Origin of the sequence: Paenibacillus sp. 3LSP (assembly GCF_032465655.1) — a bacterium.
GTDB lineage: Bacteria > Bacillota > Bacilli > Paenibacillales > Paenibacillaceae > Fontibacillus > Fontibacillus barengoltzii.
Genome location: NZ_JAWDJI010000048.1, coordinates 63,822 through 90,126 on the forward strand (window position 1 = coordinate 63,822; position 26,305 = coordinate 90,126).

The window sequence follows — 26,305 nt, forward strand, 5'->3', positions numbered from 1 at the left end:
GGGAGGGCGAAGGTTTAATGAATAAATGGCTGAAAGCTTGTGTTTTTCTAATTGGAGCGGCCGTTTTAACCCGACTGATTCCGTTCTCGGATTGGTTCCGCATGCTGGACACGATGGTGCATGAGCTGGGCCATGCCCTTGTTACTTTACTTGCGTCCGGGCAAGTGCTTCGCATCGAACTGCACCCGGATCACAGCGGCGTCACCTATTCGGTACTCGCTTCGGGATGGAGCCAATTCGCCGTAGCTTTGGCTGGATATACCTCGGCTTCCCTGTTTGCGGTTGCCATGTTCTTCGGCTATTCCCGTCAACAACAAGCCGCCGGCCTTGTCTTGATCAGTATGCTGGCCTTGATCTCGCTGCTGCTGTTTGTACGCTCAGGCTACGGCCGGGGATGGTTGATTTTGTTTGTGCTGGTGAACGCTGCATTTTTCCTGTGGGGAGGACGCATTCGCAACTTCTATTACCTGCTGCTGTCGTTCCTATGCTTGGAAGAGTCGGTGCTGGGGCCGGTCACGCTGCTGCTAAATTCCATTGTATCGCCCAGCCAGGCGGGAGATGCGACCAATCTGGCCCAGCTGACAGGGGTTGCTCCTCTCGTGTGGTCGCTCATCTTTGTAATGATTTCATTGTTATGCGCCTTGTCCGCGCTGCAGCTGTATTGGAATGACCGCAAACGGAACCGGGAGAAGCGTAGAATGAGCCGAGGTAGCTCAGTGAGCCCGTAAAACATACCCTTATTGATCCTTAATCACCGTACATCTCATGACATAAACCGCCTGATTGTCACGAATTAATGCATCGACATCATCGCTGGACTCCATATGGTCTTTCCCTTTGTTTCTTGCAATTACGCCCAAAACGGCCGTTTCATTTGGGTTCGCAGTAATGGACGTCATGGGATGGGTCATCGCACTATCATAATCTTGCTTGGGGAGTTCCGTTTTCGAGCTAACCACGTTGCCATTTTGCCGGAAAGCAAGCGTCCAGACCTCGTCCCCATTCCCCATTGCAAGCGTCGTTAAATATAATCTGAAGGAATTGTCATGAACCTGATCTATAGAAGATTCCATCCCAAACAAGGAGCCCACTTTTTCCCCATTTTCATAATCATCGATCCATATATGAACCCGATCGGCTTGAACCTTGCCTAAGTTCACATCAAAGACCAAGGCACGATCTGATCCTGCTGCTTTCAGAATGGCATATTCTTCGTTGTCCATCGGCAAGTTTTCAATCGTGATGCCCTTGATTTCCTGATCTGGCAGGTGGTTCTCTAGGTCAAGCACCTCTGAACGACTCCCTTCACAACCCGTGAGGACCAAAGAAGCAACTAGAACACAAGCCAGGATAAGATATATGTATTTTCTCATCCTACACCTCACAAACTACTGATATTAAATCGATTGCCGTCTGGATCGTAGAAATGAAAGCCGATAAGTCCCTGGGTCAGATAGCCCCCGATTCCAGAGGTTTCGATCCCGCGTTGTTTTAAATATTGGTAATATTTGAACAAGTCCTGGCGCTCCTGAATCCAACATACCGGCTGAACCTGCCCGTCCACTTTGCCGACGAAAGCCTTATCGCTTTTTTGCTCAAGTACCCAAAGCGACTTGGCTTCGGAATGATTCAGCTTCATCTCCATCACCGCGTAGCCGCCCTTCGGATCATGCTGGGTGCATTTCATGCCCAGATACTGGCCGTACCATTGAATAGACTCGTTTAATCGACTGACGCCTACCCGAATCCAGGAGGGCGCTACGTCGGCAGAAGGCAACGTCAAATCTTCCTGCAACGTTAACCGGATGCCTTCGGCGGTAGCCCATACATCGAAATACCGGGAGTCAGGTCCGGCATATACCGAAGAGACTCGTACGCCATCGGTGACAAATGCTCGCCGCAGACGATCCAACTCCCGGGTTCGAAAGCACACCCGAAGGTCGGCATCCACCGTCCCTCGTTCTGCATAGTGATGGGGGAGCCGGGTATCCGTAAGATAAGTTACCAACCAGGTTCCAAGAGGAAGCTGCGTCATTTTACCCTGGGAACAGCGCGGATCCACCTTCCAGTTTTCTTGCCGAAGCACCTTCCAACCCAAGTACTTCTCGAACCACTTCACCACTTGATCATGATTATCCCACAACACATCAATATATTGAACGTCAAAATAAAGCTCGGGGATTTCCTTGCCCGCTGCCATAGGGTGCCTCCTTCATCCATTCATACAGAACTTTCCAATCCTATTATCGCTGAACCTGTCCGCAGGATAAAGGTAAAATTTAGCTTTTGCGCCGCTTCCTTCTGAATCTTTCGTTCATATAATGCGACTGGGACTCACAAACAAGTTTAAAGAATGGCGATTTTGCGGTAAGATGGTATTCGATGTTTCTATGAACTAGGGATTGGAAAGGAACGGTGCAGATGGATCCGCAGCATATCATCGAACAAGCCGAGCACTTTGTGCAAAACGTGCACAGCGGTGACGGGAGCGGCCACGACTGGTGGCATATCCATCGGGTGCGGAAGTTGGCCTTGGCTATCGCCCGTAAGGAGCAGGCAGATTTGTTCGTATGTGAGCTGGCAGCCCTGATGCACGACGTCGCCGACGAGAAGCTGAATCCGTCCAAGGAAGCCGGCTTGCATCGGGTTCGCAGCTGGTTGGAAGCACATATCGAGGATTCATCCGTCATCAACGAAGTCATGGAGATTATATCGACCATGTCATATAATGGCGGCAATAATCCCCCTATGGCAACGCTCAATGGACAAATCGTTCAAGATGCTGACCGACTGGATGCCATCGGCGCGATCGGCATTGCCAGAACATTTGCCTATGGAGGTTCCAGAGGCAGATCGATGCATGAACCGGGGCGGGATTTCTCCGATTTGGATTATCGCAGCCGCGAAAAAACGACGATTTATCATTTCTACGAAAAGCTATTAAAGTTAAAAGATTTGATGAATACCCGGTATGCCCGGAAGCTGGCTGAATCACGGCATGAATTTATGCTGCATTTCTTAGAGCAGTTTTACCGCGAATGGGATGCCGCTGACGAACATCAGGATGAACAAACCACAACAAATTCAGGTGATATGAGTGAGAATCGCATTTTTTGATTCAGGGATTGGCGGCTTGACCGTGTTAACGGAGGCGATGAGGAAGCTGCCGAACGAAGACTTTCTATATTTTGCCGATACGCTTCACGTGCCTTACGGGACGAAGACGCTGCCCGAAGTGAGACGGTACGTCGAGGAATCGGTAAGTCGTATCATGCAGGGCGACATTAAAGCCTTGGTCGTGGCTTGCAATACGGCAACAAGCGCAGCGATTGAGGAACTTCGCCGCACCTACGACATTCCGATTGTTGGCATGGAGCCAGCCGTCAAGCCGGCTGTAAAACGCAGCCAAGCCGCTGGCAAGCGGGTTTTGGTTTTTGCAACCTCGTTGACGTTAAGCCTCTCGAAATACACTGACCTGGTGGCCCGGGTGGACGACCACAAAGTGGTGGATTCGATGCCGCTGCCGGAGTTGGTGCAATACTGCGAACAACTGCAGTTTGATCGGGACGAAATCGAGCGTTACTTCAGCCGCAAGCTTGCGGGCATCGATTTGTCGCAATACAGTACAATTGTGCTGGGATGTACGCATTTTCCTTATTACAAAAGCATCCTGCAGCAAATCCTGCCTCCCCATATTGAGTTGATTGACGGCAGCCATGGTACCGTTGAACGGCTGTGTTCGCTGATTGGCTGTTCGGCCCAACCCGATCAAGAATTCAAGGGGCATATCGAGTTCAAATGCTCCGACGAAAACCCGGCTTATCTGGACAAAATGGCCCGAGCGCTGGATTACCTGCAAACGCAATATTCTGTTCAATAATGCAGGGCAACGTATAAAAAGCCTTGTCCCGGCGATGAAATCGCTTAGGACAGGGCTTTTTTGAGCTGCGCGGACACAGGTTCCATCATTCCATCTCCTCATTGAGCAGAACCATATGGATATGATCTTCCCACCTCCCGTTAATTTGCAGGTATTTTCTTGAGATGCCCTCATTTTGAAAGCCTAACTTCTGAACCACGCGAAGTGAAGCTTGATTCCTCGGCATGATGTTGGCCTCAATCCGATGCAAGCGCAGTTCATGAAACGCGTGGTTGACCACTGCCTCCACTGCTTCTGTCATCAGTCCCTTTCCTTGCTCCTGCTCATCGATTCGATACCCCATATAACAAGACTGGAACGCCCCTCTGACAATATTGCTTAGTGCCACCGAGCCGATGATCCGGCCATCTCGGAACAGCCAGAACTTCCGGAGCAGGCCTCGCTCCATCGTTTCGGCCTCATCCCGCAGGATGTCCTGTTGAGCGGAGTACGTATAGAAGTCTTCCGTTCTTATAGGTTCCCATTCCTTGAGAAAGTCTTTATTCCGCATAACAAAGGCCAAGACCTGATCCGTATAAGTGTCATCGATGATTTTGAGCGTCAATCGTTTGGTCGTGATTTCATTTTTCATAGATAGCCCTCTCTTTTTCCATAATGCCTTGATTTATGATTCCGATAATAGATCCTCCCGGGTGAGATCGTTGGAAATGAATGCTTCCATCATTATACATTCTTATCCCGGCAGACCACTAGCCTTTTGAATCTATTACTATAAAACCCACCTTCATGCGAAGGTGGGTTGTCTTATGCTGAATATGATTAGGATGATGGCAAATCCAACCAAACCCCGGGTGTTTCAGCTGCCTTCAATCCGTACTCGATGATAGTAATCACGGCTACAGTTTCTGCCGGGTCAACTGCGGGCTGACCGGTTTCAAAGAAAGTCACCAGATTCCGGATAAACGGCTCAAAGAAATTGGAGGCCGCCGTGGCTTGCTTAAAGGTTCCGTTCCCGTATTTGATGCCAAGGGTAAACGGGCAATTATCCCCCAGATGGTGGATTGATGCTTGCCGCCCTTCCCCAAAGTCGATGAGCAGTGCAGGGGAATCCGTCGTCCCGGTGAACATGATGCGCTTGGGAGCGGGCCCCATCAGACGGATGATCGGCTCGATTTGATGAATTGAATAGTTATCGAAAGCGCCGGGCCCCCAACTGCAAATCGTTTGAATCCCTTCCGGGTCAATCTCCGCATATTCGCTGGCAAAACGGAGCGCCGACGTCGAATACATCGGCGTTCCGTGCTGCGCGGCCAGGTTGAAGAGGCGCACCGCTGTCTCCCGGTCTGGAGCAAACGTCTTATCGATGTAGGTCGGCTTGCCCGACTTGAGTGGAAGCTGCGACAACTCCTCATGATACTCCGGGTTGTCAGGCGATAACACGATCAAGGTATCGCTCCGCTCCACAACGTCTTGAATGGACGGCAACAACTCGATACCGTGCGCTTGACACCATGCTTTGTTCGTAAGTCCGTTCTCCTTGTCTTTTTTGCCATAAGCATACGTAACCTTCATGGCACCATCAGAAGCCTGCTCAATCCACCCGGGATATTTGTTGGCATGGAACTGGTCGAGATGCAGGTCGATAAACCCGATTTTTTTCATGAGAGCGCGATTTCCTCCCCTTTGTCGGACGAATCATAAATCGCCTGAATAATGCGAGAGGACAGGATGACGGTGTCAATATGGGAGGGCTGCTTCTCCCCCGTTTGGATGCACTCCAGGAAGCCATCGATTTCCTGCTGATACATATTCCCGGAGGTGAACTTTGGCGTTGTTTCGATCAGAGCGCCGTCTTTGGCTGTATAGAAGGTAAAATCCCCGCCGTAGTTCAACCGTATGCCGCCCTTGTCGCCCAGGAAGTCGATAAACATCTCCTCAACTCCGATGTTCTGCGCCCAAGCTCCGTTCAAGGAAATCGTCGGGCCTTCGGTACGGATCAATGCGGTTACGAAGTCATCGACATCATACGTACCGTGATAATCCGGCGGTCCTGCCCACATTTTGAGATACGTATAGTTCTCCATGTCTTTCCCCAGTTTGGAATAGGCTTGACCGGTAACGGTTCTAGGCTTCGGATCGCCCGCACAGTACATGACGATGTCGATAAAATGAACACCCCAGTCGATCAGCGCCCCGCCACCGGCGATCGCTTTCGTCGTAAAAGCGCCGCCTAAACCCGGAATCGATCGGTGGGCGCGGAAGCTGGCGTACACATGATACAACTCGCCAAGCTCGCCGTTTTGGATCATGTTTTTGATGCGATTGACACTTTCGTTGTACCGATTCACGACCCCGATATTCAACACTTTGCCCGTCTCATGCTGGACCTTCTGCATTTCTAAGGCTTCTTCGTAAGTCCGGGCTGCCGGCTTCTCGCAAAGCACATGCTTCCCCGCACGAAGGCAATCAATGGCAATCGTCGCGTGCGAAGCATTAGGCGTACAGATGGATACAGCATCCACCTCCGGATCTTCAACGATCTGCCGGTAATCTGTGATCGCCTGTCCGCATTCGTATTTGGTGACAGCCGCCTCGGCGCGTTCCTTCAAGATGTCGCAGAAATACTTGATATCTACATGCTTGTGGTTCAGGTAAGACGGGATGTGGGCGTGGTTTGCAATCGTGCCGCAGCCAATCACGGCAATGGTGATCTTGTTCATCAGCTTCCCTCCTGCTAACTAGAAATCGTCGGATCAAGATAAGTCTATGATGATTCCTAGCATACCAGATCAGTCGCAATTTGGAATAAGTCAGAAGGCAAAACCACATCAAATTACCATAAAAGGTCACCCGCTTCCCGTACCTTTCTCCGGCCTAACCATCTACAATGAATGCAATCATGGGCAACCTGACGTCAAACGATGAATCTCAGGGCAAAAGGAGAATGGAAGCGATGAAACGCGAAATGAAGGCGGATATCGTCATCCTTGGGGGTGGTACCGGAGGAACCGCCGCAGCTCTAGCCGCGGCAGCTTCAGGTAAAACCGTCATCATGACGGAGGAGACGCTTTGGATTGGCGGGCAACTGACCAGTCAGGCCGTTCCGCCGGATGAGCACCCCTGGATTGAGCATTTTGGCTGTACAAGAACTTACCGAAGATTCCGCAATGGCATACGCCAGTACTATCGAAATCATTATCCGTTAACACCGGCAGCGCGTAACCTACCCGAACTCAATCCCGGCGGCGGCATCGTCAGCCGGATTAGTCATGATCCCCGCGTTGGCCTGGCTGTGCTTGAGCAGATGCTGGCCCCTTACCTGCACAGCGGAAGGCTGACGATTCTTCACCGTTATCGCCTCCAGCAAGCCGAAACTGAAGGAGATGCCGTCCGAAGTGTGACGGTACGTCATCTCGACACCGGGGATGAACTGGTGCTTGAGGCGCCGTTTTTTATCGATGCCACTGAGCTCGGGGATCTGCTTCCACTCGCGGGAATTGAGTATGTTACCGGGGCCGAATCGAAAGCACAGACCGGCGAGCCTCATGCAGTCGATGGAGATCCGTTGCCGCAGGACATCCAAAGCTTTACGTTTTGCTTTGCCGTAGATTATGCCGACGGGGAAGAACATCTCATCGACAAGCCTGAGATGTACGAGTTCTGGAGACAATATCAAGCCGACTTCTGGCCGAATCGGCTATTGAGCTTAACCGGCGTGAGGCCAGCTACGAACGAGCCGGTGGAGTATGAGATATTTCCGGGTTACGGTGGCAAGTTCCCGCTGTTTCAATACCGGCAAATCCTGGAGCCGTCCCATTTCGACAGCAGCTTCGGCTTCCGTCCGATCTCCCTGATCAACTGGCCGCAGAACGATTATTGGCTTGGCTCCATTATCGACGTACCGGAGGAAGAAGCCGCGCGTCATCTCCATCAGGCTAAACAGCTCAGCCTGTCGCTGTTGTATTGGCTGCAGACCGAAGCGCCTCGGCCGGATGGCGGTCAAGGTTACCCCAGATTGCGCCTGCGCCGCGACGTGGTTGGAACGGAAGACGGGCTGGCGATGGCCCCCTATATCCGAGAGTCGAGACGAATTCAAGCGGAGTTTACGGTGCTGGAGCAGCATGTCGCCACGGCATCCCGACCAGATGGTGCAGCCGAGCAGTTCCCGGATTCCGTAGGAATCGGATGTTACCGCATCGATCTGCATCCGAGCACAGGCAACCGACCGTACATTGATATCTCTTCCTTGCCCTTTCAAATTCCGCTGGGCAGCTTAATCCCGAAACGGGTCAAAAACGTACTGGCCGCCGGCAAAAATATCGGGGTTACCCATATCACCAACGGCTGTTACCGGCTCCATCCCGTGGAATGGAACATCGGCGAAGCCGCGGGAATGTGCGCCAGCTTCTGCTTGGACCGCAACCTCTTCCCAACAGACGTACGCAATCATGATGAAACCTTATCCGACTTTCAACAGCGCCTTCTTAGCCAAGGGGTTGAATTGCAGTGGCCCAAGCTGCGCCCTGTCTAATATTTTTCTAGAAAAAAAGAATGCCAGCCTGCGGATGAAGCCTTCCGCAGACTGGCATTTTTTCATTTTCATTATGAATTGATCAGTCCCGCCATCCGCAACATTCGAGCAAGCACCGTTGCTGCTTCCGCACGGGTAGACGAGGCTTCAGGAGCAAAGCTGCCATTCCCGCGCCCTTTCATTAAGCCGGATTCTACGGCGATCGCTGCCGCTTCTTCAGCCCAAGCCCCAATTTGGCTGCGATCCTCAAATCCAGCCAGTATGGCGCTCGGATTTCCAGCAGGAGTCTCGGCTCCTGCTAGCTTCAACCCACGAACCAGCAGCACACTCATCTGTTGACGTGTAATTTGCTCATTCGGACGGAACTCCCCGTCGGCAAAGCCTTCAATTAGTCCGTTCTCCACCGCCGTAGCAACCGCACTCGCATACCACGCACCCGAGTTCACATCGGTGAAGGATCTGTTCGGATTCGCCTGCGGTCCAGTCAAACCGAGAGCACCGACGAGCATGGCCGTAAACTCTGCTCTCGTAACGGGTGCATTGGGGCTGAACTCCTTATCCGAGGTGCCTTGAATGATCGTTTTGGAGGCCAACATCGTAACCTCATTAGCCGCCCAGTGTCCGTTCAGATCCGTGAAGGTCTTCCGGTGTACCACCGCCGCGTAAATGCCGCTGGCCTTCAATCGGAATGTGATCTGGGCCTTCCCGCCTTCCTCCCTGATCAGCGCAGGCACAAACGTATAGTTGCCCGCAGAAGGCTGCAGAAGCAGAACGGTGACCGTATCGGCAGAAACGGCCCCTGCCAGCGGTACAGTCGTAAACTTAACTTCGGCTCCCTTAAAGACTGACAGTGTAGTTAAGGTGTCGCTCTGCTCCCAGAAGAAGGACACCTCCAATAACGAACCAAACGGTTCAGCCTGATCCGGCAACAAGCGGTGCAGCTCTTCCTCCTGCGCTTCGGCAGGGATTCCAAGGCGAATCTGCAAGCTGTCTGCAGACCCCCGCTGTTGCAGAGCTTCACCTAAAGCCTGAACCGGCAGCTCTAACTTGCCTAATGGTGACTCCAGCCAGATAACGCCATTAGGCAACTCCTTCACCGCAGCCTCCAATCCCTCGGTTGGCAAGTGCAAGGTGAGGACGTCGGCGGTATCCGTGAAGCGGTATTGCAGCTGCTGCGATTGGGCTGGTTTCGCATGAAGGCTCTTAATCTCCTCCAGCATCCTCGACAAATCGGCTTTCGCGTCAACGAGTTGCTGGCCATTCTCCGCCGTAGACTTCACCACGTTCAGCCGCTCCGGCTTCATCGGCGGGGTTGGCGTCGTCCCGCTGCTGCCGCCCGACGATCCCGGCTGCTCAGGATTTGAGCCGCTATCCCCGGTAGATGTGCGAATGATTTGCACGGTCTGGCTGTTCGTTTTGAGATCATCCACATAGACATCGACTTGGACAAAATTGATACCTGTCGATAACGGAACGTTTGCCGTAAACACTCCGGTCGAGGAAACGGACGCGGACTCCCCGTTTACTTTCACGGAGGGCGTCCCCGGACCAAGCACTTCAACCGTCCCTTCCAGCGAATAATGGCTGTTCCTTGTCTCGCGCAACTCATCGTCCATCAAGCCGCTTAATACTGCGGAACGAACCTGATCCCCCACCTCATAAGCGTTGGCCACAAGCTGTCGATTGATTCGAACTCCCGACGGATCAATGGTTGAGATAACGAAGCCGCCTGGCGGAATGACGCTGTTGTTCTCCTCCGGTGCTCCCCAGCTCCAGTTGATCGCCTGATTGCGGTTGGCTACGCGGGTGACGGCGCCCGTGTCATCTACAACCACCTCAACGCCAAAATGATTTGTTCCCGTCGTTGTTCCAAACGCGTCCGTCAGTACATTAATGTTGCCCTCCACCCGGTTCACGTTGTAATAATGGCCTTCCAGGAACGTATCCGGACTGTCAGGCAAGCTCATGCCCAGCTGGTAATCCTTCACCCATTCGCGGTCCTCCAGCGAGGCCTTGGCGATCGCCCAGTTAATTTGGGAAGCGTCGAACAGCATGAGTCCATTGGTCGTTCTCAATCCCGCCTGGAACACCTCCCGCTGTACCGCTGGAAGCTGAACATTGTTGAGGGCAATCCCCGCATACAGCGGAATCTCGCCATTCGTCACAATGTTCCCTAGCGTAATGTACTTTTGAATCTCCTGACTGGTCGTCTGATAAGCGCCAATCATCAGAAAATCCAGATGTTCGATATACCCGGTATCGTAATACTCCGGTGTATAAATCGACTCCACCGGCAAGCCCAGGGAAGGATGGATGCGGAAATTTTTGCTCGCCCAGTTCACCCCGTTGAGATAATACGTCTCATACCAGGAACCGACGTAAGAAGACACTTTGATCGTTCTTCCCGACCCAGCCTCGTAGGAATCCACCAGCGACTTCACTTCGCCAAAAAAGCTCTGGATCACACCTGACCGGAACTCCCACCAATCTTGGATGAGCGGGCCATCCACTCTGACGTTATTTTCATAATAAAAAATGTCATTGGGCCAGTCGTTCAGCTGCTTGCCGCGCTGGAGCAAGAACTGCTCAAACTTGACCCGCGTTTCCTCGCTGAAATCTGCACCTTCATTGTCGTAGCGTCCACGGTCATGTACGACGCCATCCACGTCATAATTTTTGAGAATCTCTTCAAACGTCTTCAGCTCGAACTCGCGCACCTCATCGTTTGCCGGATTGACGAAGGCGACCAAGCCCTGCTTCGCGCTTTCCCGCAGCCGTTTGATTTCACCGTTGTTTTCCGCGTAGTGCACGCGCTCTTCCCAGTCCAGGTGATCATTCAGCACGGCGTACTCGTTATAGGCGATAGACCCTTCGGCAAATACGTTAACCACCGCATGGATTTCCAACCCTAAATCATGGCCATGATCGATGAATTCCTGCAGCAGATCCAAGTCCGGATTGGCTCCTGCTCTTCCGGGAGCTTGAAGTTCGCTGACGTAGGGCCTTCCGGTCAAGTCATTTTTCTTGTACGAGACATAGCCTTCTACGCCCTTCACATCCAAGGCGATGGAGGTGACTCCGCTATCCTTGGCCTTTTGAAGAAAAGCGCGCACCTGCTCGCTGGTTTGAAACTTTTTCGCGTTGGAGGCCTGATCGACCCATAAAATGACTTCTTTGTCCGAGGCAAGATGATCCCGGGCAAACACCGCCAGATCCCGACGGTCCTGCTCGATCTCGTTTTTTAATACCCTCATTTCGATATAGTTGGTGCCTTTCGTTAAAGGGTAAGAATAGCTAAAGGATCCATCCGCCTCAAAAGGAACGGAGGCTCCACTCACCAGCAGTTGGATGGACGCCGGATCGTCGATATTCTCGATCATCCCCGACAGGATCGTGTGGTTGGCCGTTACCGTGTACATCCGCTGATTATCGACCTTAAGTCGGGCGATCGGACCATTCCCGCTCATCAGATCCCGGACGGATACGACTTCTCCATTCTTGCGAAGCTTGATGATGTCTCCCGCTTTGAAATTTTCTGCGAGGAAACGCTTGATGTAATTGCCAGCATAACTGTCGTCCTGCGCCATCAGCACATAACCTTCCTCCGGAATTTCAAGGAGAGTGGGCCCGGTCCATACGGGAGGTTGGCCATTAATTGAAGGGTTGATCACCTGCAAGACCTGGTTGTTGGCATCAACCTGCACGGCAACGTTGTACTGTGGAATTTCGATTGATTCGCCATAATCCCTCGTAAACAACGCAACGGTATTGGGCACGCCAGTCACGTCTTTATCCACGTAATCGATCTTGATCCGCGGTCCATCAATGTCGATGGAGATATCTTTGGGTGCGGCTTCAACTTCGATATAGTCCTGATTCTCCGACGGCTCATACATAATCGTCAATATCTCCCTTTCCAATTCCTCCCCGGCCTGAAGTAAGATGACCGTTACTGCGTTCGCTCCCGCACTTAAATACACATTTTCACGAAAAACCCCATCCGCTGATAACTCGACCTGGTCCCCATTTACCGTAACGCCAAGCTCCAGCTGCTCATCATAATTCGCCACAAACCCGGCAACTTCGATGACAGGAATGTCCACGATCGTCTGGTCTTCCGTTAACAGCATGAGCTCGGGAAGCGCAGGCTCCGGATCGGGATCAGGATCAGGTTCTGGCTCTGGATCGGCGGCTGGGGGAGGCTCTGGAGCAGGCTCCGGGTCCGGATCAGGCGTTACCGGTATAAAATCTGCCGCTGTCACTTCCACCCCCGCACGCATCAGCTTCACCTGATCCCCGAGGTGATACTCCTGAAAGAGCGCCGGTCGATATGCCGACTCGTCCCAAGCGCTCTGCCCTCCCGCCAACACAAGGTATCCTCCTTCTGGAATCGGGAGCATGCGCTCCGCATCCCAGGTTGTGGGAGGATCGTCCACGGGACCAACCACTTCCTGTACGACCCCTTCGGCATCAACGGTGAGCGCCGCTTGCCCTTCCGCAATCCACACCTCCGTCACAGGCCCATATGTGGCATCGGTTACGGTCGCCCCGCTGGTGAACAAGGCAAGATAATCCGCCTTTCCCTCGAATGAGCCAGCCGCAGCGTTAACGTCCGTGAATTCAAGCGCAATGCTCCCTTCGTCTTTCACAAACTGAACCGGTTCGCTTGAAGTCTCTTCCGCCTTCGGAAGTTTCTCCGGATCTGCGGCCGAGGAGGCGATGGGCATCCCCGGCCAAAACAACGCCGCCAGTATGGTGAGACAAATCACTTCGGCCATTCGCCTCTGCAACATACGTTTCATCCAGATGCCTCCTTTTGATCTGAGGATGGCTTATTTCGTAGACTGGAACCATTCGTTCGCCGCAGCCACCATGTCGGCTCCGCCTTCCGCTCTCCATTGCGCCAAGAATTGATCGTATTGCTCAATCGGCTTTGCCCCGGAAATAAACTGCAGCACATTGTCATCCAGCATCGTTGTCAGCTTCAGCAGATTTTTGGACACAGCTTCAATGGGCGGCGCCGTAGACATCGGATCAACGACAACCAGACCTTCTGCATTTTTCTGGAACGCTTCAAAATGCGCCTGAAGCACCGGATCCTTCCGCACGCGGGCTTGCCAATAAATCGGATATTTCTCTTCGTCCACGCCAGTCAGGAAGTTGCTCGCATTGTTTAACTGTTCATTAAAGATCGGGAGAATTGGATAATATTTGTCGTCCTTCACTTCATAGTGAACCCCTTCTTGACCCAGCGCGATGCCTTTGAATGTCTCCGGCTCCAGCTTCGCATTCAGGAATTCCATGGCCGCTTCTTTATTTTTGGAGGATTTCAAAATGCCGATGTACCAGGTCACATTTGCTTTTGCGCCAACGACGGCTTTTCCGTCTGGTCCTTTCAGATAAGGAATAATCGACGTCTTGGCCTCAGGGAAGTTCTTCTGCAGCGCCGCGATTGCAGATCCCGCATTCCACCAGGCCAGCTTATACATCGCTGCTTTGCCGCCAGAAAACTTCTCAATCGATTCTTGAGCGGTATTGAGCGGCGTTTCGGTGTCTAGTAATCCTTCTTTATACAGCTTGTTCATGAAGGTAATGTATTCTTTCATCTCCGGCTGCTCCGCCCGGTGAACCAGCTTGCCGTCGACTTCCTTCCAATCGGTAAGCACGCCAAAGGTAGATGCAATGTCGCCGTAGATGGAGTCCTTGCTCAGCGTCAGCGGGATGACATTTTTCTTCTCCTTGATCGTCTTAAGTACCGTATAGAGTTCATCGCGGTTCGTTGGGATGGACAAGCCCAGCTCATCCAGCCAATCCTGGCGAACGACCAGCTCTTCACCGATGCTCACACCCGCTCCCGTTTCGGGAATCCCGTAGATCTTGCCGTCGATCGTAGCACTGGCGAAGGACTCCGGCTTGATCGACTGCTTAATATAGTTGCCATGGGCCTCCAGCAGTTCATCCATCGGTTCGAGTGCCCCCGCCGAAGCCAGATTGTAGAATTGGGCGGCATTCAGCTTGGCGATGTCGTAATTTTCTTTGCTGGATACCATCAAGTTCAGCTTCTCATCAGCGTTCTCCGCCGGCAGCAATTCATATTCCACATGAAACCCGGTGCGTTCTTCGATGTATTTTGCGACGTATTCGGTCTTCGGATCAAACAGCCCGTATTGCATGATCATCCGCAAATCTGGTTTGTCCGTGCTTCCCCCGCTGTTACTGCCTTCTGTTGTTGATGTGTTGGTGTTTCCTCCCGATGGTTCAGTCGCAGCAGGCTCTGACGTTCCGCCTCCTCCGCCGCCGCAGCCGGACAGCACTAGGGCAAAGCCAAGGATGGCGGTAAGTACCGCTGACGTTTTTTTCATCTTTAAATTCATATATACCCTCCTTCAAATCGGTTGTTTTTGGGTTTCTACTGGGGTTCTACTGCAGCGGAGCTCATCACCTCCCTTCAGGTGTTAGCCTTAATCGAGCCATGTTGCTTCAACCTTTCACTGAACCCACCAGCACGCCTTTTACGAAGTATTTTTGCAAGAAAGGATATACGAGCAGAATCGGAATGGTCGCCAGCAAGATGGAGGAAGCTTGAATCGACTGCGGGGTGGTGTTAATCGCTGCATCGATGTTATCCTTCAGGAAATCCCCGCTGGAGGAAACGAGCAGCTCCTTCAAATACAGCTGCATCGGCTTAATAGCCGGATCACTGATGTATATCATGGCCGTGAAATAGTCGTTCCAGAACGCTACGGCAAAAAACAAACCAATCGTCGCCAGCACCGGCAGCGACAAGGGGAGCATGACCGACATGAGGATTCGGATATTCCCCGCCCCGTCCAGTTTGGCCGATTCCTCCAGTTCTTCCGGGAGGCCTTCAAAGTAGTTTTTTATGATCAGCATGTTGTAGACGTTTACCATCGCCGGGAGGAACAAGACCGGGAAGGAGTTGACCAGGTTCAGGTTCTGCATCAGCAGATAGGTGGGAATTAACCCGCCGCTGAACAACATGGTAAAAACGAAAATCAACAAGATCCCTTTTCGTCCGCGCAGCCGTACTTTAGACAAGGGATAAGCCGTGAGCGTCGTCAGAAACAAACTGCATGCCGTTCCGATCACCGTCAGGGCGATGGATACCTTCAGCGAATTGAGGAACATGGAGTCTTGAAGCACATAGTGATATGTCTCAAATTGCAGTCCTACCGGAAGCAACCCCACCCTTCCTGAGATTACGGCGCTTTCGCTGCTCAAGGACTTGGCAAGCAAATTGACGAACGGAAGCAATGTTGTCAGCCCTAGCAGAATAAAGAAGACGTAATTGAAAACGGTAAAGCATTTTTCGGAAAACGAGGTTTTGATCACTCCGCGCGGCTGCAATCCTTCCAAGGCTTGTTTATGATCCATGTATGAGCTCCCCCTTTCCTACCAAATCCCGCGCTGTAAATATTTGCGGCTGGCTGCGTTCCCTGCAATGACCAAGGTGAAGGAGATTACGGCCTCAAACAGTCCCACCGCTGTGGAAAAGCTGTAATCCTGGCTGCCCAACCCGCGGCGGTACACATACGTGCCGATGACGTCTGACACCTGATAGACGACGGGATTGTACATCACCAAGATCTGTTCCGTTCCGGCTTCCAGCACGCTGCCGAGCCGCAGGATAAACATCAGGATGATGACCGGCGCGATCCCCGGCAAAGTAATATGCCACAGCTGCTTCCATCTCCCGGCTCCATCCATCCTTGCCGCTTCATAGAGCATGGGATCGATGGTGGTGAACGCCGCCAGGTAGACGATCGTACTCCAGCCGGTTTCCTTCCAGCCCGCCGAAGTGATCAGGACGCTGCGAAACACGCTGTTGTCCAGAAAGAACGCGATCGGCTCCATCCCCATCGCGGTGAGCGCTTTGTTAACGATCCCGCCGTTTGTTGATAGTAAATCCATAAACAATCCGCCAACGATAACCCAAGACAGGAAATGAGGCAGATAGATCACGGTTTGCACCGTCCGTTTGAAGATCATATTCCGCATCTCATTGAGCATCAGCGCAACCACGATCGGTAACGGAAACAAAATAACGATCTTCAGAAAACTGATGATGACCGTATTTCTAAACACTTGGGCAAAGTCCGGCGACGTAAACAGCCGCTCGAAATGCTTCCACCCCACCCAAGGGCTGTCCGCAAATCCGGTGAAAATATTAAAATCCTTGAAGGCAATCGTAATTCCGTACATCGGTGTATACTTGAACAGCAAGATGAATAAAATGCCCGGCACGAGCATGAGATAGAGATCCCATTCCTTCCGGATGTCGAGTCCCAGCCGCCTCCAATAGCTTCGTTTCACTTGAGGTGTTTTTTGGGATTGAGCTGATTCTGCCACGGTTCTGGTCTTTAATTGCATCCGCTTGCCCCCTTTCGCACTTCATTGTCCCCTCGTTCATCTGTGACCATCTTGTGAACATATTGTAAAATCGGACCGCCTGGCTGAGTAGGAGAGACCAATTACTATTTGTGGTAAAATGATGGCTTCTCGGTTTTGACGGGCACAAAAAAAGAAGCCTTGCGGCTTCAATGATGGGTGTTGCTATGGTTATTTCACGGCTTGACCTAGGTTGTGCACAATGGCTTCGTATAGAAAATTGGCGAAATCTACATGACCATATTGGGCAAAATAGTTTGAACGATATCATGAACCGTTAATTATGGTTTCTTCGTCCCAAAAACCTTTGACTTCCTCCAGTATGTGATCCGCAGGCGTGATCGTTGCCTCGAAGATCGTTTTGCCTGTTTGTTTTAAGTAATACTGGATTAAATGATATCCGCAAGCGTAACCAGCGCAGTACGGCATATTGGCAGGTTGATAATTTTGCACCTTAGCGATTTCATCTCCATATAGATACGGCGTAATTTGATCGAATCCGGTAACCTGCAGCCGTTCTCTAAGTACCGGCTTGATGCGTTGATTTAGGGTTTCGGCTTCTGTTTTGGCTACCCAAGGTCCCAACCATTCTTCTCCAAATCGATACGTCGCAAAACTCTCAGCTAATCCCTCGCTTACAATAAGCTCGCCTAAATTAACATTGGGATTCCAACGAATAAATTGATATCTTACGTTATGGTTGCTTTCATGCGTCAGCGCCACCTTCATCCGAGGGACCGTGTACGCATTGGGCAGAAGCGTCCCCCAGATATAACCGGGAATGCCTCCAAATCCGCTGTATCCTTCGTTGATGACGAGGGAACGATTTTCCGGTTTTCCTAACTGGATCGTGAAGATGTAGTCGGATACAGGGAGGCGAATTCCATGCTCCACAAAAAGACATAAGCTTTCTCTGATGGCCTCCTCACATTCGCACCAAAAGGAATCCGACGAGATCCACTCGATCTCCGAAGAAATCTCCGGGGTAATCTCATCGGGGGATCGATGCATCATACTGTTAAACGTCACCACATCAAAACCATTCGGCTCTTGCGCTCGAAATGGAATCTGCTGTATTTTCCATTGTCCCATAAAGGGACCCATCATTTCGTTGCGGAACAATTCAAGCTTGTCCTCAGGCGCAGCTTGAGCGACTTTGCGATAAATATGATCGGAACGCAGCGTTGTAATGTTCATCATTCTCACTCCTAGTTCATTTACTTAGGGAGAATTATGAGCTATGACGTTACGTTAGAGTCAAGGCTGGTTTTCCGCCGTTCTATCAGGGGCTTATGTTGGGGGTTTGTGTCAGGTGATTCTGTCAAATGTTTGGTTCCGGCGTGTTGGCATACCCCCATGCGTGCTGATTGTGATTTCGCTAACGCTTGCCACAGCACCGCCAGGTAAGTTCGCCCCGTGCTCCGTACTCATCACTCGCTAACGCTTACCACGGCGCTTATTTCGCGAAAATCGGGGGAATTTCGATTCTAACGCTTACCAGAGAGCTTATTTACGGAAAATCGGCCCATTTCACGCACAAAACCGAGAAATAAGCTTCCTGATCAGCGTTAGATTGCAAACCACGCCGGAATTCCCCAATTAGCGTTGCTCACAAGCGTTAGAGAAACTGCGGGTGCAGGCCAGACTTGCAGCTGCAACGGTAGGCTCGATCTGTACTAATTTCCGGCCGTAGATCCGAAGCATCCCTCTGTTCAGTATACTCGCTCCGTCCTCTTTTCTGCCCCAGATGCGACACATTCAACTGCTAGGCAGGTCTTTCTCCGTGCACATTTCTCTCTAACGCTTGCCACGGCGCTTATTTCGCGAAAATCGGGGGAATTTCGATTCTAACGCTTACCAGAGAGCTTATTTACGGAAAATCGGCCCATTTCCCGCCGGGAATTGGGAAATAAGCTTCCTTATCAGCGTTAGAATTCATACGACGCCATAAATCCCTAAATAGCGTTGCTCACAAGCGTTAGAGCTGAAGCTGCGGCTGCCCAGGCAGACTTGCAGCTGCCACGGTAGGCTCGATCTGTGTCATCTCCGGCAGCACTAGTTGAGTCGGGCCAAACCGAAGCTGAGCCTGGACCTAAACCAAACCTATACCTATACCTATACCTATACCTATACCTACATTTATACCTGCACCACTGCCTATACCTTAACTACCCCTTACACTCCCCGGGATTCACTCCCCAGTACTTGCGGAACACCTTGGTGAAGTAGCTGACATCCCGGTAACCGACCGAACGCGCGGCATCATAGACCTTGTGCCCTTCCTGCAGCAACGCTTTGGCTCGCTCCATCTTGCGTTCGAGGACGTAATCCGAAAAGGCCACGCCCATCTCCTGCTTGAACAATCGGCTGAGGTAAGAGGAGTTGATGTACATGCGATCTGCCACCATATGCAGTGTCAGTTCCTGATCCATTTCCTCGTTCACCAGACGAAGGACCTCCTTCACCACCTGGTGGCTGCTTGCTTTCCGCTGCTCCTTCACATAGGCAACGATACGTTGCACGATTCTCGTTAGCAGCGTCCAGGTTTGCGTTTGAGTGCTCAGCAGACTCACGTTCTGGATATACTTCGCTTCGTCGCCAAGCACCTGCTTGGTCGTCCAGCCCCGCTTTTGAATTATCCGAGCAAACAAGCCAAGCACAAAAAGCACCGCTTCATGAAAATCGTCCGAGGATTCCATTCTCGAAACCAACGTATCCCATATCCCCTGTAAAGCCGCCATTGCCTTGGTCTCATCTGCGGTCTCCATCCCGATCTCGAGTTCCTTCTCCAGATGCGGTTCGATGGCAAAAGGCCGCACGATCTCCCCGTCAGTTTCTCGGTACGGAATGACTAAGTCATGTCCGTACACGACTCGCTCCTGGAGCACGTGGCAAGCCTGTCGGTACAAGTCAGACAATTGCTCCAACGGACCCACCGCCGCACAAAGTCCAGCACTGGCGGTCCGCTGCAGCACTTCTTTGGTTCGGGAGAGCAACTGGGACAAGTCCGCATTCATCCGCAGCAACGCCTCGCTCGCATCATCCTCCTGGCCAATCACATAAACCATCATCAGATTCATGTCCGAGTTGGCGGCAATCCACCAATTGGGTGGAGTTAACAGCTCTTTGGCGAGTAGCTGGAGCGTAAACTTCTGCATCTCCGTCGTTTCCCCCACCTCCGGGATAGGGTCCAGTTCCACCGCCGCAACCGCGATCCGATCCTCCCGGTGAAACGAAATGTGTAGTTCATGGCTTTTCGCCAGAATTTCCTCCCGTCCCATCTTGCCGGCCGCCCACTGAAGGAAGAACAGGTTTTGCAAATGCGGCAGGTTGGACAACCACTGCTTCTCTAAAGCAGTCTGCCGTCGCCATTCCTCAAGATCCTGCTGCAGCTGGCGCCGGGCATCCAAGACCGCTTCCAAGATCTCCGGCTCGCCCGCCGGCTTCAGTAAATATCGCGAAACCCCATGCTTAAGCGCAATCTGGGCAAATTCAAAGTTGTCGTGTCCGCTTAAAATAATGATTTTCATCAACCGGTTAAGCAAGCCCCGCCCTTTAAGCTCCCGCAATAGCTCCAATCCGTCCATGCCCGGCATTTGCACATCGATCAGCATAAGATCCGGCTTCTTGCGTTCCATAAGTCTGAGAGCGTCCAGACCGTTTGCTGCAGTACCAATCATGTCGATGCCGTGCGACTCCCACATGATGTTATAGGCTAGCGCTTGCCGCAGCCGGGGCTCGTCCTCCACGATCATCAGATTCATCCTGATCCTCCTTTAATGGAATCGATAACGTCACGGTCGTTCCTTCCCCCGGAGCGCTTTGTACGATAAGCCGTGCCTCCGGTCCATAATACAGCTTCATCCGGCTCAGCACATTCCGCAGGCCAAAGAGATCCTTCACCTGCTCCTCATCCTGCGAATAGGCCACAATCTTGCGGAGATCCATCCGGTCAAGCTCCTGTTGAATGTAACGAAGCCGCTCTTCCTCAATCCCCGGCCCATTATCCTCCACGCGGATGTGGAGTGTATGCTCCTGCTCCACCCAACTGGAGATGACCAAATAACCGTCCGCTTCTTTTCCCTCCATGCCATGGATGATGGCATTTTCCACGATCGGCTGCAGCAGCAACTTGAGCAACGGAATCCGCTTGCTTTGCTCCGAGATCCGATATTCCACTTGGAAATTGTCCATAAAACGAAGCTGCTGAATCCGCAGATAGTAATTCAAATGAGCGATACTCTCTTCGACCGTAAACTCCTGCCGACCTTTGTTCAGGCTCAATCGGAAAAAGCTGGAGAGATTCATCACCATTTCGCTGATTTCCTCTGCATCGTAATTCTTCGCCATCCAGTAAATCGAATCGAGCGTGTTATATAAAAAATGCGGGTTGATTTGCGATTGCAGAAACCGAAGTTCGGTTGTCTTCAGTCGCAGTTGCTGCTCATAATGGTCCTCGATCAAATGCTTCTGCACCAGCGCCATGCGATTGAAGGATTGAATGAGAAACCCAAATTCATCCTTCCGATTTGTGCTGACATGTGCGTTAAGCTCACCGTTACTCAAGCGCCTCATCCCCTTAGCCAATTTCAATACCGGGGAGGCAATTCCGCTGTAAACCACCCAAGATACGATAAGAGCCAAAATTAAACTCAACCCAATAATTGAAAAAGTAAACAGTCGCAGTTGATCCGTCTCCCGGTACAGCTCGCTTTTGGGCTGGACCAGCGTCAATTGCCAAGGTGAATAGGAAGAATCGATCGTAACGGTCATATCCTGATCCGGCAGATGCAAGGCCGAAGGCTTGCCCGCCTCCAGCAGTACTTCCCCCTTTTCATTTGACAGGACGATTCGGCTGTTCTCGGAAGGCAGCAGCGTTTTAATGATATTAAGTAATTTATTCTTGCTGAACGAGACGACCAGTAAATTGGCTTGCCGATTGCTGTTATACAAATCCATCGCCCGCAGCAGCGAAATGCTGTCGGAGTTCGTTAATTGCCCAAAGGTCACTTCATCCGTCACAGCATAATCAGCCTTAACATAAGAAATCCCTGTTCCATTACGGCGGGCGGTTTCCACAAACCACTCTTTTTGCGCGTCTCCTGCCAGTTGCTTGCCGCCGTAATGGGTGGAGATCAGCATGCCCGAGGCGGGATGGTAGACGGAAATTTGGGAGATATACCGGTTCACCGAGACCGAATTCGACAACTGCTCCAAAATCGAAGAGAACGCCAAGATGGATTGCGGCGAGAAGTCGCTGCCGCTTTCGTTCAACAACGCATTCATCGCAGGATCGCCGGCGATCAGCGTTGAAATCTCCTCGACGTTCTGAAACACCAGATCAAAATGATTCATCGCCGAGGAAAGAGCCGTTTCGGTCCGCTGTACCGCCTGGTTGTAGAGAATATCCCGTGATCGCTCCACCGCAAACAAACTGATCAAGACCAGCGGGAGCAAAATGAGGATAAAATATCCGGTCAGCCTGAATTGAATATGGTGTGAAAACCGGTTCATGATCCATCGAATCACCGTTCTCCCCCTTCCAAGCCCAGAGAATGGCCCATTCTTCTGCTCTCGCTCTCGTACCAACGATTCACTTCTTGCGTAATTTCACTTCCTCCTGCCGCCTTCCACTGCTCAACATACCGGTCGAACGCATCCAGCGGCTCGATACCCATAATAATTTTGACAAAAACGTCCTCTAAGCGATCCAGAATTTCGTTGTATTTTCCCATGGCAGGGGTCGGTATTCCGTAAAATGCATTTGGCATAATATTGCGGTGAATGGTCTGGATATTGTTGTACAAGTTGAAATCCCCCAGAGAATCCAGCCGCAGCTTAAACAACGTCTCATCAGGAACGTCCACCAAGGATTGATAGATCCCCCGGTACAGACTCTCGTCATGCAGTGCGAAGTCTGTAACGATCCGATCTCCGTCCTGGCGCCAAATTTCATTCTCAAAGCCAAGCTTTAGCGTTTTATAATCGCTGGCGATAAAGTCCAGCAGTTGAATAACCTCAGCCGCATGCGTGGAACTAGCTGGGATTACGTTGTATCCGCGAATAACATCGATCCCATATACCCCTTTGTCCCCCTTTGGTCCTGTCGGATATTCCAGGGGAATCCATCGAGCGTTCGGGTCTTGCTTCATATTGGCCGCTATCGGGCCGCGCGTATCGTACCAGGTTGCGGAGAAAAGCCCCACTTTTCCGTACTCGATCTTCTCAGACAAGTTCGTCTGAAGGTTTAACGGAAACTCCCGTTCCAGTAATCCTTCCTGATACAATCGGGCCAGGAAGCCCAGCGCTTCCTTTGTTTCCGGCAGGATATTGCCATACACCAATTTCCCGTCCCGCTCAAACCAGGTATCCAGCTGCGTTCCGAAGGCGCCAAAAAACGGCGAGGACCGTCCAAGGTTGGCCGTGAACGTCAAGCCTACGGTGTCCTGCAGGCCGTTGCCATCCGGGTCGTCTTGGGCAAAGGCACGAATGACCTCGTAATACTCATCAAGCGTTTCCGGCGGATCCAGGCCCAGCCGGTCCAACCAATCTTTTCGCGCATACATCAACTCGATGCCCGTCACTTCGTTTAAACTGGGAACGGCATAAATTTTGCCGCCATATTTCACACGGTCCCATACTTCAGGGGGGATTTTTGCTTTCAGGTGGGGGCCGTACTGATCGATCAGATCGTCCAACGGAAGGAGCGCTCCTTGCTTGACATAATTGTCGAACCATACGGGTTCATAAGCATGCAGCATGTCGGGGAGATTCCCCGAGGACATGATGACATCCAATTTCTCATTATAGACTTCGGTGGGGGGCGTATTGACCTGGATGTCCAAGCCGGTTTGCTCTTCGATATAGCTCAAATAGCGGTTATCGTTCTCGTCCATGCCTTCGGGGAAGGTCATACCGAGGTTGGAAATGACGATTTGAATTTCAGGACGAACCCGCCCATCGCCAGACGGGGAGGGACTTTTGGAAGGATTGAAGCTGCATCCCGTGACACTGATGGACAGCATGAGGATTAAAGGAAGCAAGCAAGCGGCCCAATGGAAGGGACGGATTCGTAATCTTGTTGTTTTCGGTTCCCGTTTACAGCGTGTATTGGCCTGATTCATCGACATGTCACTACCACTCCCTTCATCTGGTTCGTGAACGCTGACTTGATCAATACAACCGGTTCTTATAGCTGTCCTGCAACGATTGCTGAATTTCCTGCTCCGCATAGCACATGGATTTCCTGTTTAGAGCGGACGGTATCTTGAAATATCATTGGATTCATAGGTGTCCTCCCTGTTCTGTAATCCCTGGGCTTGTTTTCTCTCTTAACGAAATTATACACACCGGGATGCGGAGAAATTGTCGAAAGTTGAAAATTAAAATTTTTGGAGGTAAATCATTTTAGTTCATGTTAGATTCAGGAGGAAGTGATAATTCCTAAATTTTTAAGGAGGGAAATACCTTGGAATTCAAAGTCGAAAAGCTACCCCGGTATCGCTTCGCTTATGTACGTCAGGTGGGTCCGTATGGTCCCGGTAACATTCAAGCGATGGAGAGAATGAAACGTTGGGGTGCGGAGAGGAACTTGCTCAATCATTCTGCCATCCTGCTTGGTATCCCTTGGGATAACCCGGAGACCACGCCACCGCAGAACTGCCGTTATGATGCTTGTCTTGTCATTTCGCAGGATGAAACCCTAGATGATGATACTGTCCACATCGGCGAGATTTCCGGAGGAGACTACTTGGTGTGTACGATTAAGCACACGGCTCAGGCCATGCAGCAAGCATGGGCCGAACTGATGCCCACGCTTCAAGCCAAGGGCTATCAAATCGACGATCGGCCGATTTTGGAGAGATACACTGGGGAAATGCTGCTGAAGGAGTTTTGTGAAATTTGCGTGCCGATTACAAGTTTGAATTAAGGTAGATCCAAACTCAACCCGATCATGAATGTTGGTCGGGTTGAGGAAATAATCCCCTGCCAATGAGATTGGCTGTGATCGGCTTCTTTCCCACTTCCCGTGCCCAGACGGATAATTGACCGATAGGGTGAATCTCATGGGCGATCACATGCCGCATGACTTCGCCGTATGTATGGGCCTCTCGTTCCCCATCATCCGTGATGTCGATCATCACGCGGTCTTCCAGCTGCTCGTTCCATTCATATGCAAATGGGGAAACCTCAGCATGACAGCGATCAGAGAAAGCACGCACCTGGCGTAAACTGGAGACCTCTTCAAACGAAGGGATATGTACGGCTTTCTCCTGGATACCACCGCAGATCCAGCTATACTCAACAGCTACAAAATGATACAGCGTAGAAATAATGCACCCAAGACCTCCAGTGCGTTTGGCCATCAATTCTTTCTCACTCAACGCCCCACACCACTCGAACCAATCCTTGCGAACCTGCCAATATTTTCTATTGTTCATATAAAAACTAGATCACATGTACTGCTAGAACACGGCCTCGTTTAAACGGATGGGACAAGTTTTCTTTTTACGGTCGATTAAAGGAAGTGATCATTTAATATGAAAGTGCTTACATTAGTAGTAAAGATTCACAAATTTGTAACAGGAAGTGAGGGGTTAACGATGTTTCCAACACTTGCACAGCAAAAAAGTCGGTTGTTTAAGCTGTTCGCCGTTCTTTGCATCGCTTCTCTACTTCCGCTTTATCCGCTTGGCTCCCTACCAACGGTCTCAGCTGCTTCCCTCGTAACAATTGACACCCCTACCCATGGAGATGAAGTGGAAGTAGGAACGATCACGGTATCAGGGCAGTACACGGAGGCGTACAACATCGTCCTGATCGTCAATGGCACAGATCAATTGCCAACTCGAATCGACAGCGAACAAGGAGAAACCTCGGGCGTATGGTATGCTGAACTCGATACCAGCCGATATGATGGGGAGATTACGTTGCTGGCCAGAGGGACCCAAAGCACGACCCGATACGGGGTATCCAGTCAGCCGATTAAGGTCCATGTCGATAATCCCCAGATTGCCAAACCTAACGTTACGATCACGAACCCGGTTGACGGGGCGAAGGTGAAAGGAAACTCCACTTCGATTCATGTCAGCGTCAATTCCAGAAATCGCATCCGATCCGTTGAAGTAAGGATTAATAGCGGGCCCTGGAAAACCGCGAAAAAGACTGGGAATGTCTATAAGTATACTTGGAAAATAAAAGGGCTCGGTGACAAAACCTCCAGTCTGGAAGCCCGAGCTATTGACGAATATGGCAATATCGGTCGGAGTATGACCGTCTATGCCTCAACAGGCAAAGGAACCCACGAGCCAATCACGTTGGAAAGACAAGACCGCGCGATGTGGATCTGGGAAAAAGCCGCCTACAACCTCTTTCTGAACCCCGGCTCGCGATCCGCACTCAAAGCCTTAGCCGACGACACGACAACGTTTGATTCGGACCCAATCACAACCTTCTATATCGGCGTGTTCCCTTACGGCGGGGCT

At 51.4% G+C, this 26,305-nt stretch carries 20 protein-coding genes; 6 read left to right on the forward strand and 14 right to left on the reverse strand.

The window, feature by feature from the left end; genetic code table 11:
- Positions 1-17 precede the first annotated feature (17 nt).
- Entirely contained in the window at positions 18-728 is a 711-nt protein-coding gene (locus RW092_RS02965; RefSeq protein ID WP_028537862.1) for a M50 family metallopeptidase, read from the forward strand.
- Positions 729-737: 9 nt separating this feature from the next.
- Here the strand turns inward: RW092_RS02965 and RW092_RS02970 are convergent, their stop codons facing one another.
- Together RW092_RS02970 and RW092_RS02975 are read right to left on the reverse strand one after the other, a co-directional pair.
- Entirely contained in the window at positions 738-1,373 is a 636-nt protein-coding gene (locus tag RW092_RS02970; RefSeq protein ID WP_316009473.1) for a hypothetical protein, read from the reverse strand.
- An 8-nt stretch (positions 1,374-1,381) separates the two neighbouring features.
- On the reverse strand, positions 1,382-2,200 hold the full coding sequence (locus RW092_RS02975) for a VOC family protein (RefSeq protein ID WP_316009474.1): 819 nt from the start codon (positions 2,198-2,200) through the stop codon (positions 1,382-1,384).
- A gap of 221 nt (positions 2,201-2,421) precedes the next feature.
- On the opposite strand from RW092_RS02975, the gene RW092_RS02980 reads away from it, so the two are divergent.
- Both RW092_RS02980 and murI read left to right on the forward strand, forming a co-directional pair.
- Positions 2,422-3,117 carry an HD domain-containing protein gene (locus RW092_RS02980; protein ID WP_036699295.1) on the forward strand — a complete coding sequence of 232 codons (696 nt, stop codon included), beginning with the start codon at positions 2,422-2,424 and terminating at the stop codon, positions 3,115-3,117.
- On the forward strand, positions 3,098-3,880 hold the full coding sequence (murI, locus tag RW092_RS02985) for a glutamate racemase (protein ID WP_028537865.1): 783 nt from the start codon (positions 3,098-3,100) through the stop codon (positions 3,878-3,880). Before RW092_RS02980 ends, murI begins: the two co-directional genes overlap by 20 nt.
- An 85-nt stretch (positions 3,881-3,965) precedes the next feature.
- Here the strand turns inward: murI and RW092_RS02990 are convergent, their stop codons facing one another.
- The 3 genes from RW092_RS02990 to RW092_RS03000 all read right to left on the reverse strand — a co-directional run bounded on the left by RW092_RS02990 (position 3,966) and on the right by RW092_RS03000 (position 6,600).
- A complete protein-coding gene (locus RW092_RS02990; protein ID WP_028537866.1) occupies positions 3,966-4,511 on the reverse strand; it encodes a GNAT family N-acetyltransferase in 546 nt (181 codons plus the stop codon).
- A 188-nt stretch (positions 4,512-4,699) separates the two neighbouring features.
- Entirely contained in the window at positions 4,700-5,542 is an 843-nt protein-coding gene (locus RW092_RS02995) for a Gfo/Idh/MocA family oxidoreductase (protein ID WP_316009475.1), read from the reverse strand.
- Positions 5,539-6,600: a Gfo/Idh/MocA family protein gene (locus tag RW092_RS03000; protein ID WP_316009476.1), complete on the reverse strand. Its 1,062-nt coding sequence runs from the start codon at positions 6,598-6,600 to the stop codon at positions 5,539-5,541. The genes RW092_RS02995 and RW092_RS03000 overlap by 4 nt, the downstream gene beginning before the upstream one ends.
- Positions 6,601-6,833: 233 nt before the next feature.
- On the opposite strand from RW092_RS03000, the gene RW092_RS03005 reads away from it, so the two are divergent.
- Positions 6,834-8,411 carry an FAD-dependent oxidoreductase gene (locus RW092_RS03005; protein ID WP_316009477.1) on the forward strand — a complete coding sequence of 526 codons (1,578 nt, stop codon included), beginning with the start codon at positions 6,834-6,836 and terminating at the stop codon, positions 8,409-8,411.
- Between the two features lie 71 nt (positions 8,412-8,482).
- On the opposite strand, the gene RW092_RS03010 is transcribed toward RW092_RS03005, so the two are convergent.
- From RW092_RS03010 to RW092_RS03045, 8 genes are all read right to left on the reverse strand, one after another.
- Positions 8,483-13,213 (reverse strand): S-layer homology domain-containing protein, encoded by a 4,731-nt coding sequence (locus RW092_RS03010; RefSeq protein WP_316009478.1) that lies wholly within the window; start codon positions 13,211-13,213, stop codon positions 8,483-8,485.
- 30 nt (positions 13,214-13,243) lie between these two features.
- The gene (locus RW092_RS03015) at positions 13,244-14,785 is read right to left on the reverse strand and encodes an extracellular solute-binding protein (protein ID WP_016312572.1); all 1,542 of its coding nucleotides are present in this window, start codon (positions 14,783-14,785) and stop codon (positions 13,244-13,246) included.
- A gap of 106 nt (positions 14,786-14,891) precedes the next feature.
- A complete protein-coding gene (locus tag RW092_RS03020; protein ID WP_009222871.1) occupies positions 14,892-15,806 on the reverse strand; it encodes a carbohydrate ABC transporter permease in 915 nt (304 codons plus the stop codon).
- An 18-nt stretch (positions 15,807-15,824) separates the two neighbouring features.
- Positions 15,825-16,802, reverse strand: coding sequence for an ABC transporter permease (locus tag RW092_RS03025; protein ID WP_009222870.1), 978 nt, complete (start codon positions 16,800-16,802; stop codon positions 15,825-15,827).
- A gap of 285 nt (positions 16,803-17,087) precedes the next feature.
- A complete protein-coding gene (locus RW092_RS03030) occupies positions 17,088-18,017 on the reverse strand; it encodes a DUF2268 domain-containing putative Zn-dependent protease (protein ID WP_316009479.1) in 930 nt (309 codons plus the stop codon).
- Positions 18,018-18,988: 971 nt separating this feature from the next.
- Positions 18,989-20,584 (reverse strand): response regulator, encoded by a 1,596-nt coding sequence (locus RW092_RS03035; RefSeq protein ID WP_316009480.1) that lies wholly within the window; start codon positions 20,582-20,584, stop codon positions 18,989-18,991.
- A complete protein-coding gene (locus tag RW092_RS03040; RefSeq protein WP_316009486.1) occupies positions 20,529-22,334 on the reverse strand; it encodes a cache domain-containing sensor histidine kinase in 1,806 nt (601 codons plus the stop codon). The genes RW092_RS03035 and RW092_RS03040 overlap by 56 nt, the downstream gene beginning before the upstream one ends.
- Positions 22,335-22,345: 11 nt before the next feature.
- Entirely contained in the window at positions 22,346-23,950 is a 1,605-nt protein-coding gene (locus RW092_RS03045; RefSeq protein ID WP_316009481.1) for an extracellular solute-binding protein, read from the reverse strand.
- 338 nt (positions 23,951-24,288) lie between these two features.
- Between RW092_RS03045 and RW092_RS03050 the strand changes: the two genes are divergently transcribed.
- Entirely contained in the window at positions 24,289-24,750 is a 462-nt protein-coding gene (locus tag RW092_RS03050; protein ID WP_016312578.1) for an AraC family transcriptional regulator, read from the forward strand.
- 22 nt (positions 24,751-24,772) lie between these two features.
- Here RW092_RS03050 and RW092_RS03055 read toward each other — a convergent pair whose 3' ends face one another.
- The gene (locus RW092_RS03055) at positions 24,773-25,261 is read right to left on the reverse strand and encodes a DinB family protein (protein WP_316009482.1); all 489 of its coding nucleotides are present in this window, start codon (positions 25,259-25,261) and stop codon (positions 24,773-24,775) included.
- Positions 25,262-25,423: 162 nt separating this feature from the next.
- On the opposite strand from RW092_RS03055, the gene RW092_RS03060 reads away from it, so the two are divergent.
- Positions 25,424-26,305, forward strand: an 882-nt coding sequence (locus RW092_RS03060; protein ID WP_316009483.1) for an Ig-like domain-containing protein, incomplete at its 3' end; no start/stop codon positions are given.

Bases quoted from the DNA above. Each gene is read 5' to 3' on its own strand.
- RW092_RS03040 (WP_316009486.1), bottom strand. From the start codon at position 22,334: ATGAACCGGTTTTCACACCATATTCAATTCAGGCTGACCGGATATTTT.
- RW092_RS03025 (WP_009222870.1), bottom strand. From the start codon at position 16,802: ATGCAATTAAAGACCAGAACCGTGGCAGAATCAGCTCAATCCCAAAAA.
- RW092_RS03035 (WP_316009480.1), bottom strand. From the start codon at position 20,584: ATGAATCTGATGATCGTGGAGGACGAGCCCCGGCTGCGGCAAGCGCTA.
- RW092_RS02965 (WP_028537862.1), top strand. From the start codon at position 18: ATGAATAAATGGCTGAAAGCTTGTGTTTTTCTAATTGGAGCGGCCGTT.
- RW092_RS02990 (WP_028537866.1), bottom strand. From the start codon at position 4,511: ATGAAAAATGAAATCACGACCAAACGATTGACGCTCAAAATCATCGAT.
- RW092_RS03055 (WP_316009482.1), bottom strand. From the start codon at position 25,261: ATGAACAATAGAAAATATTGGCAGGTTCGCAAGGATTGGTTCGAGTGG.
- RW092_RS02970 (WP_316009473.1), bottom strand. From the start codon at position 1,373: ATGAGAAAATACATATATCTTATCCTGGCTTGTGTTCTAGTTGCTTCT.
- RW092_RS03015 (WP_016312572.1), bottom strand. From the start codon at position 14,785: ATGAATTTAAAGATGAAAAAAACGTCAGCGGTACTTACCGCCATCCTT.
- RW092_RS03030 (WP_316009479.1), bottom strand. From the start codon at position 18,017: ATGAACATTACAACGCTGCGTTCCGATCATATTTATCGCAAAGTCGCT.
- RW092_RS02995 (WP_316009475.1), bottom strand. From the start codon at position 5,542: ATGAAAAAAATCGGGTTTATCGACCTGCATCTCGACCAGTTCCATGCC.
- RW092_RS02975 (WP_316009474.1), bottom strand. From the start codon at position 2,200: ATGGCAGCGGGCAAGGAAATCCCCGAGCTTTATTTTGACGTTCAATAT.
- RW092_RS03010 (WP_316009478.1), bottom strand. From the start codon at position 13,213: ATGAAACGTATGTTGCAGAGGCGAATGGCCGAAGTGATTTGTCTCACC.
- RW092_RS03005 (WP_316009477.1), top strand. From the start codon at position 6,834: ATGAAACGCGAAATGAAGGCGGATATCGTCATCCTTGGGGGTGGTACC.
- RW092_RS02980 (WP_036699295.1), top strand. From the start codon at position 2,422: ATGGATCCGCAGCATATCATCGAACAAGCCGAGCACTTTGTGCAAAAC.
- RW092_RS03000 (WP_316009476.1), bottom strand. From the start codon at position 6,600: ATGAACAAGATCACCATTGCCGTGATTGGCTGCGGCACGATTGCAAAC.
- RW092_RS03020 (WP_009222871.1), bottom strand. From the start codon at position 15,806: ATGGATCATAAACAAGCCTTGGAAGGATTGCAGCCGCGCGGAGTGATC.
- RW092_RS03045 (WP_316009481.1), bottom strand. From the start codon at position 23,950: ATGTCGATGAATCAGGCCAATACACGCTGTAAACGGGAACCGAAAACA.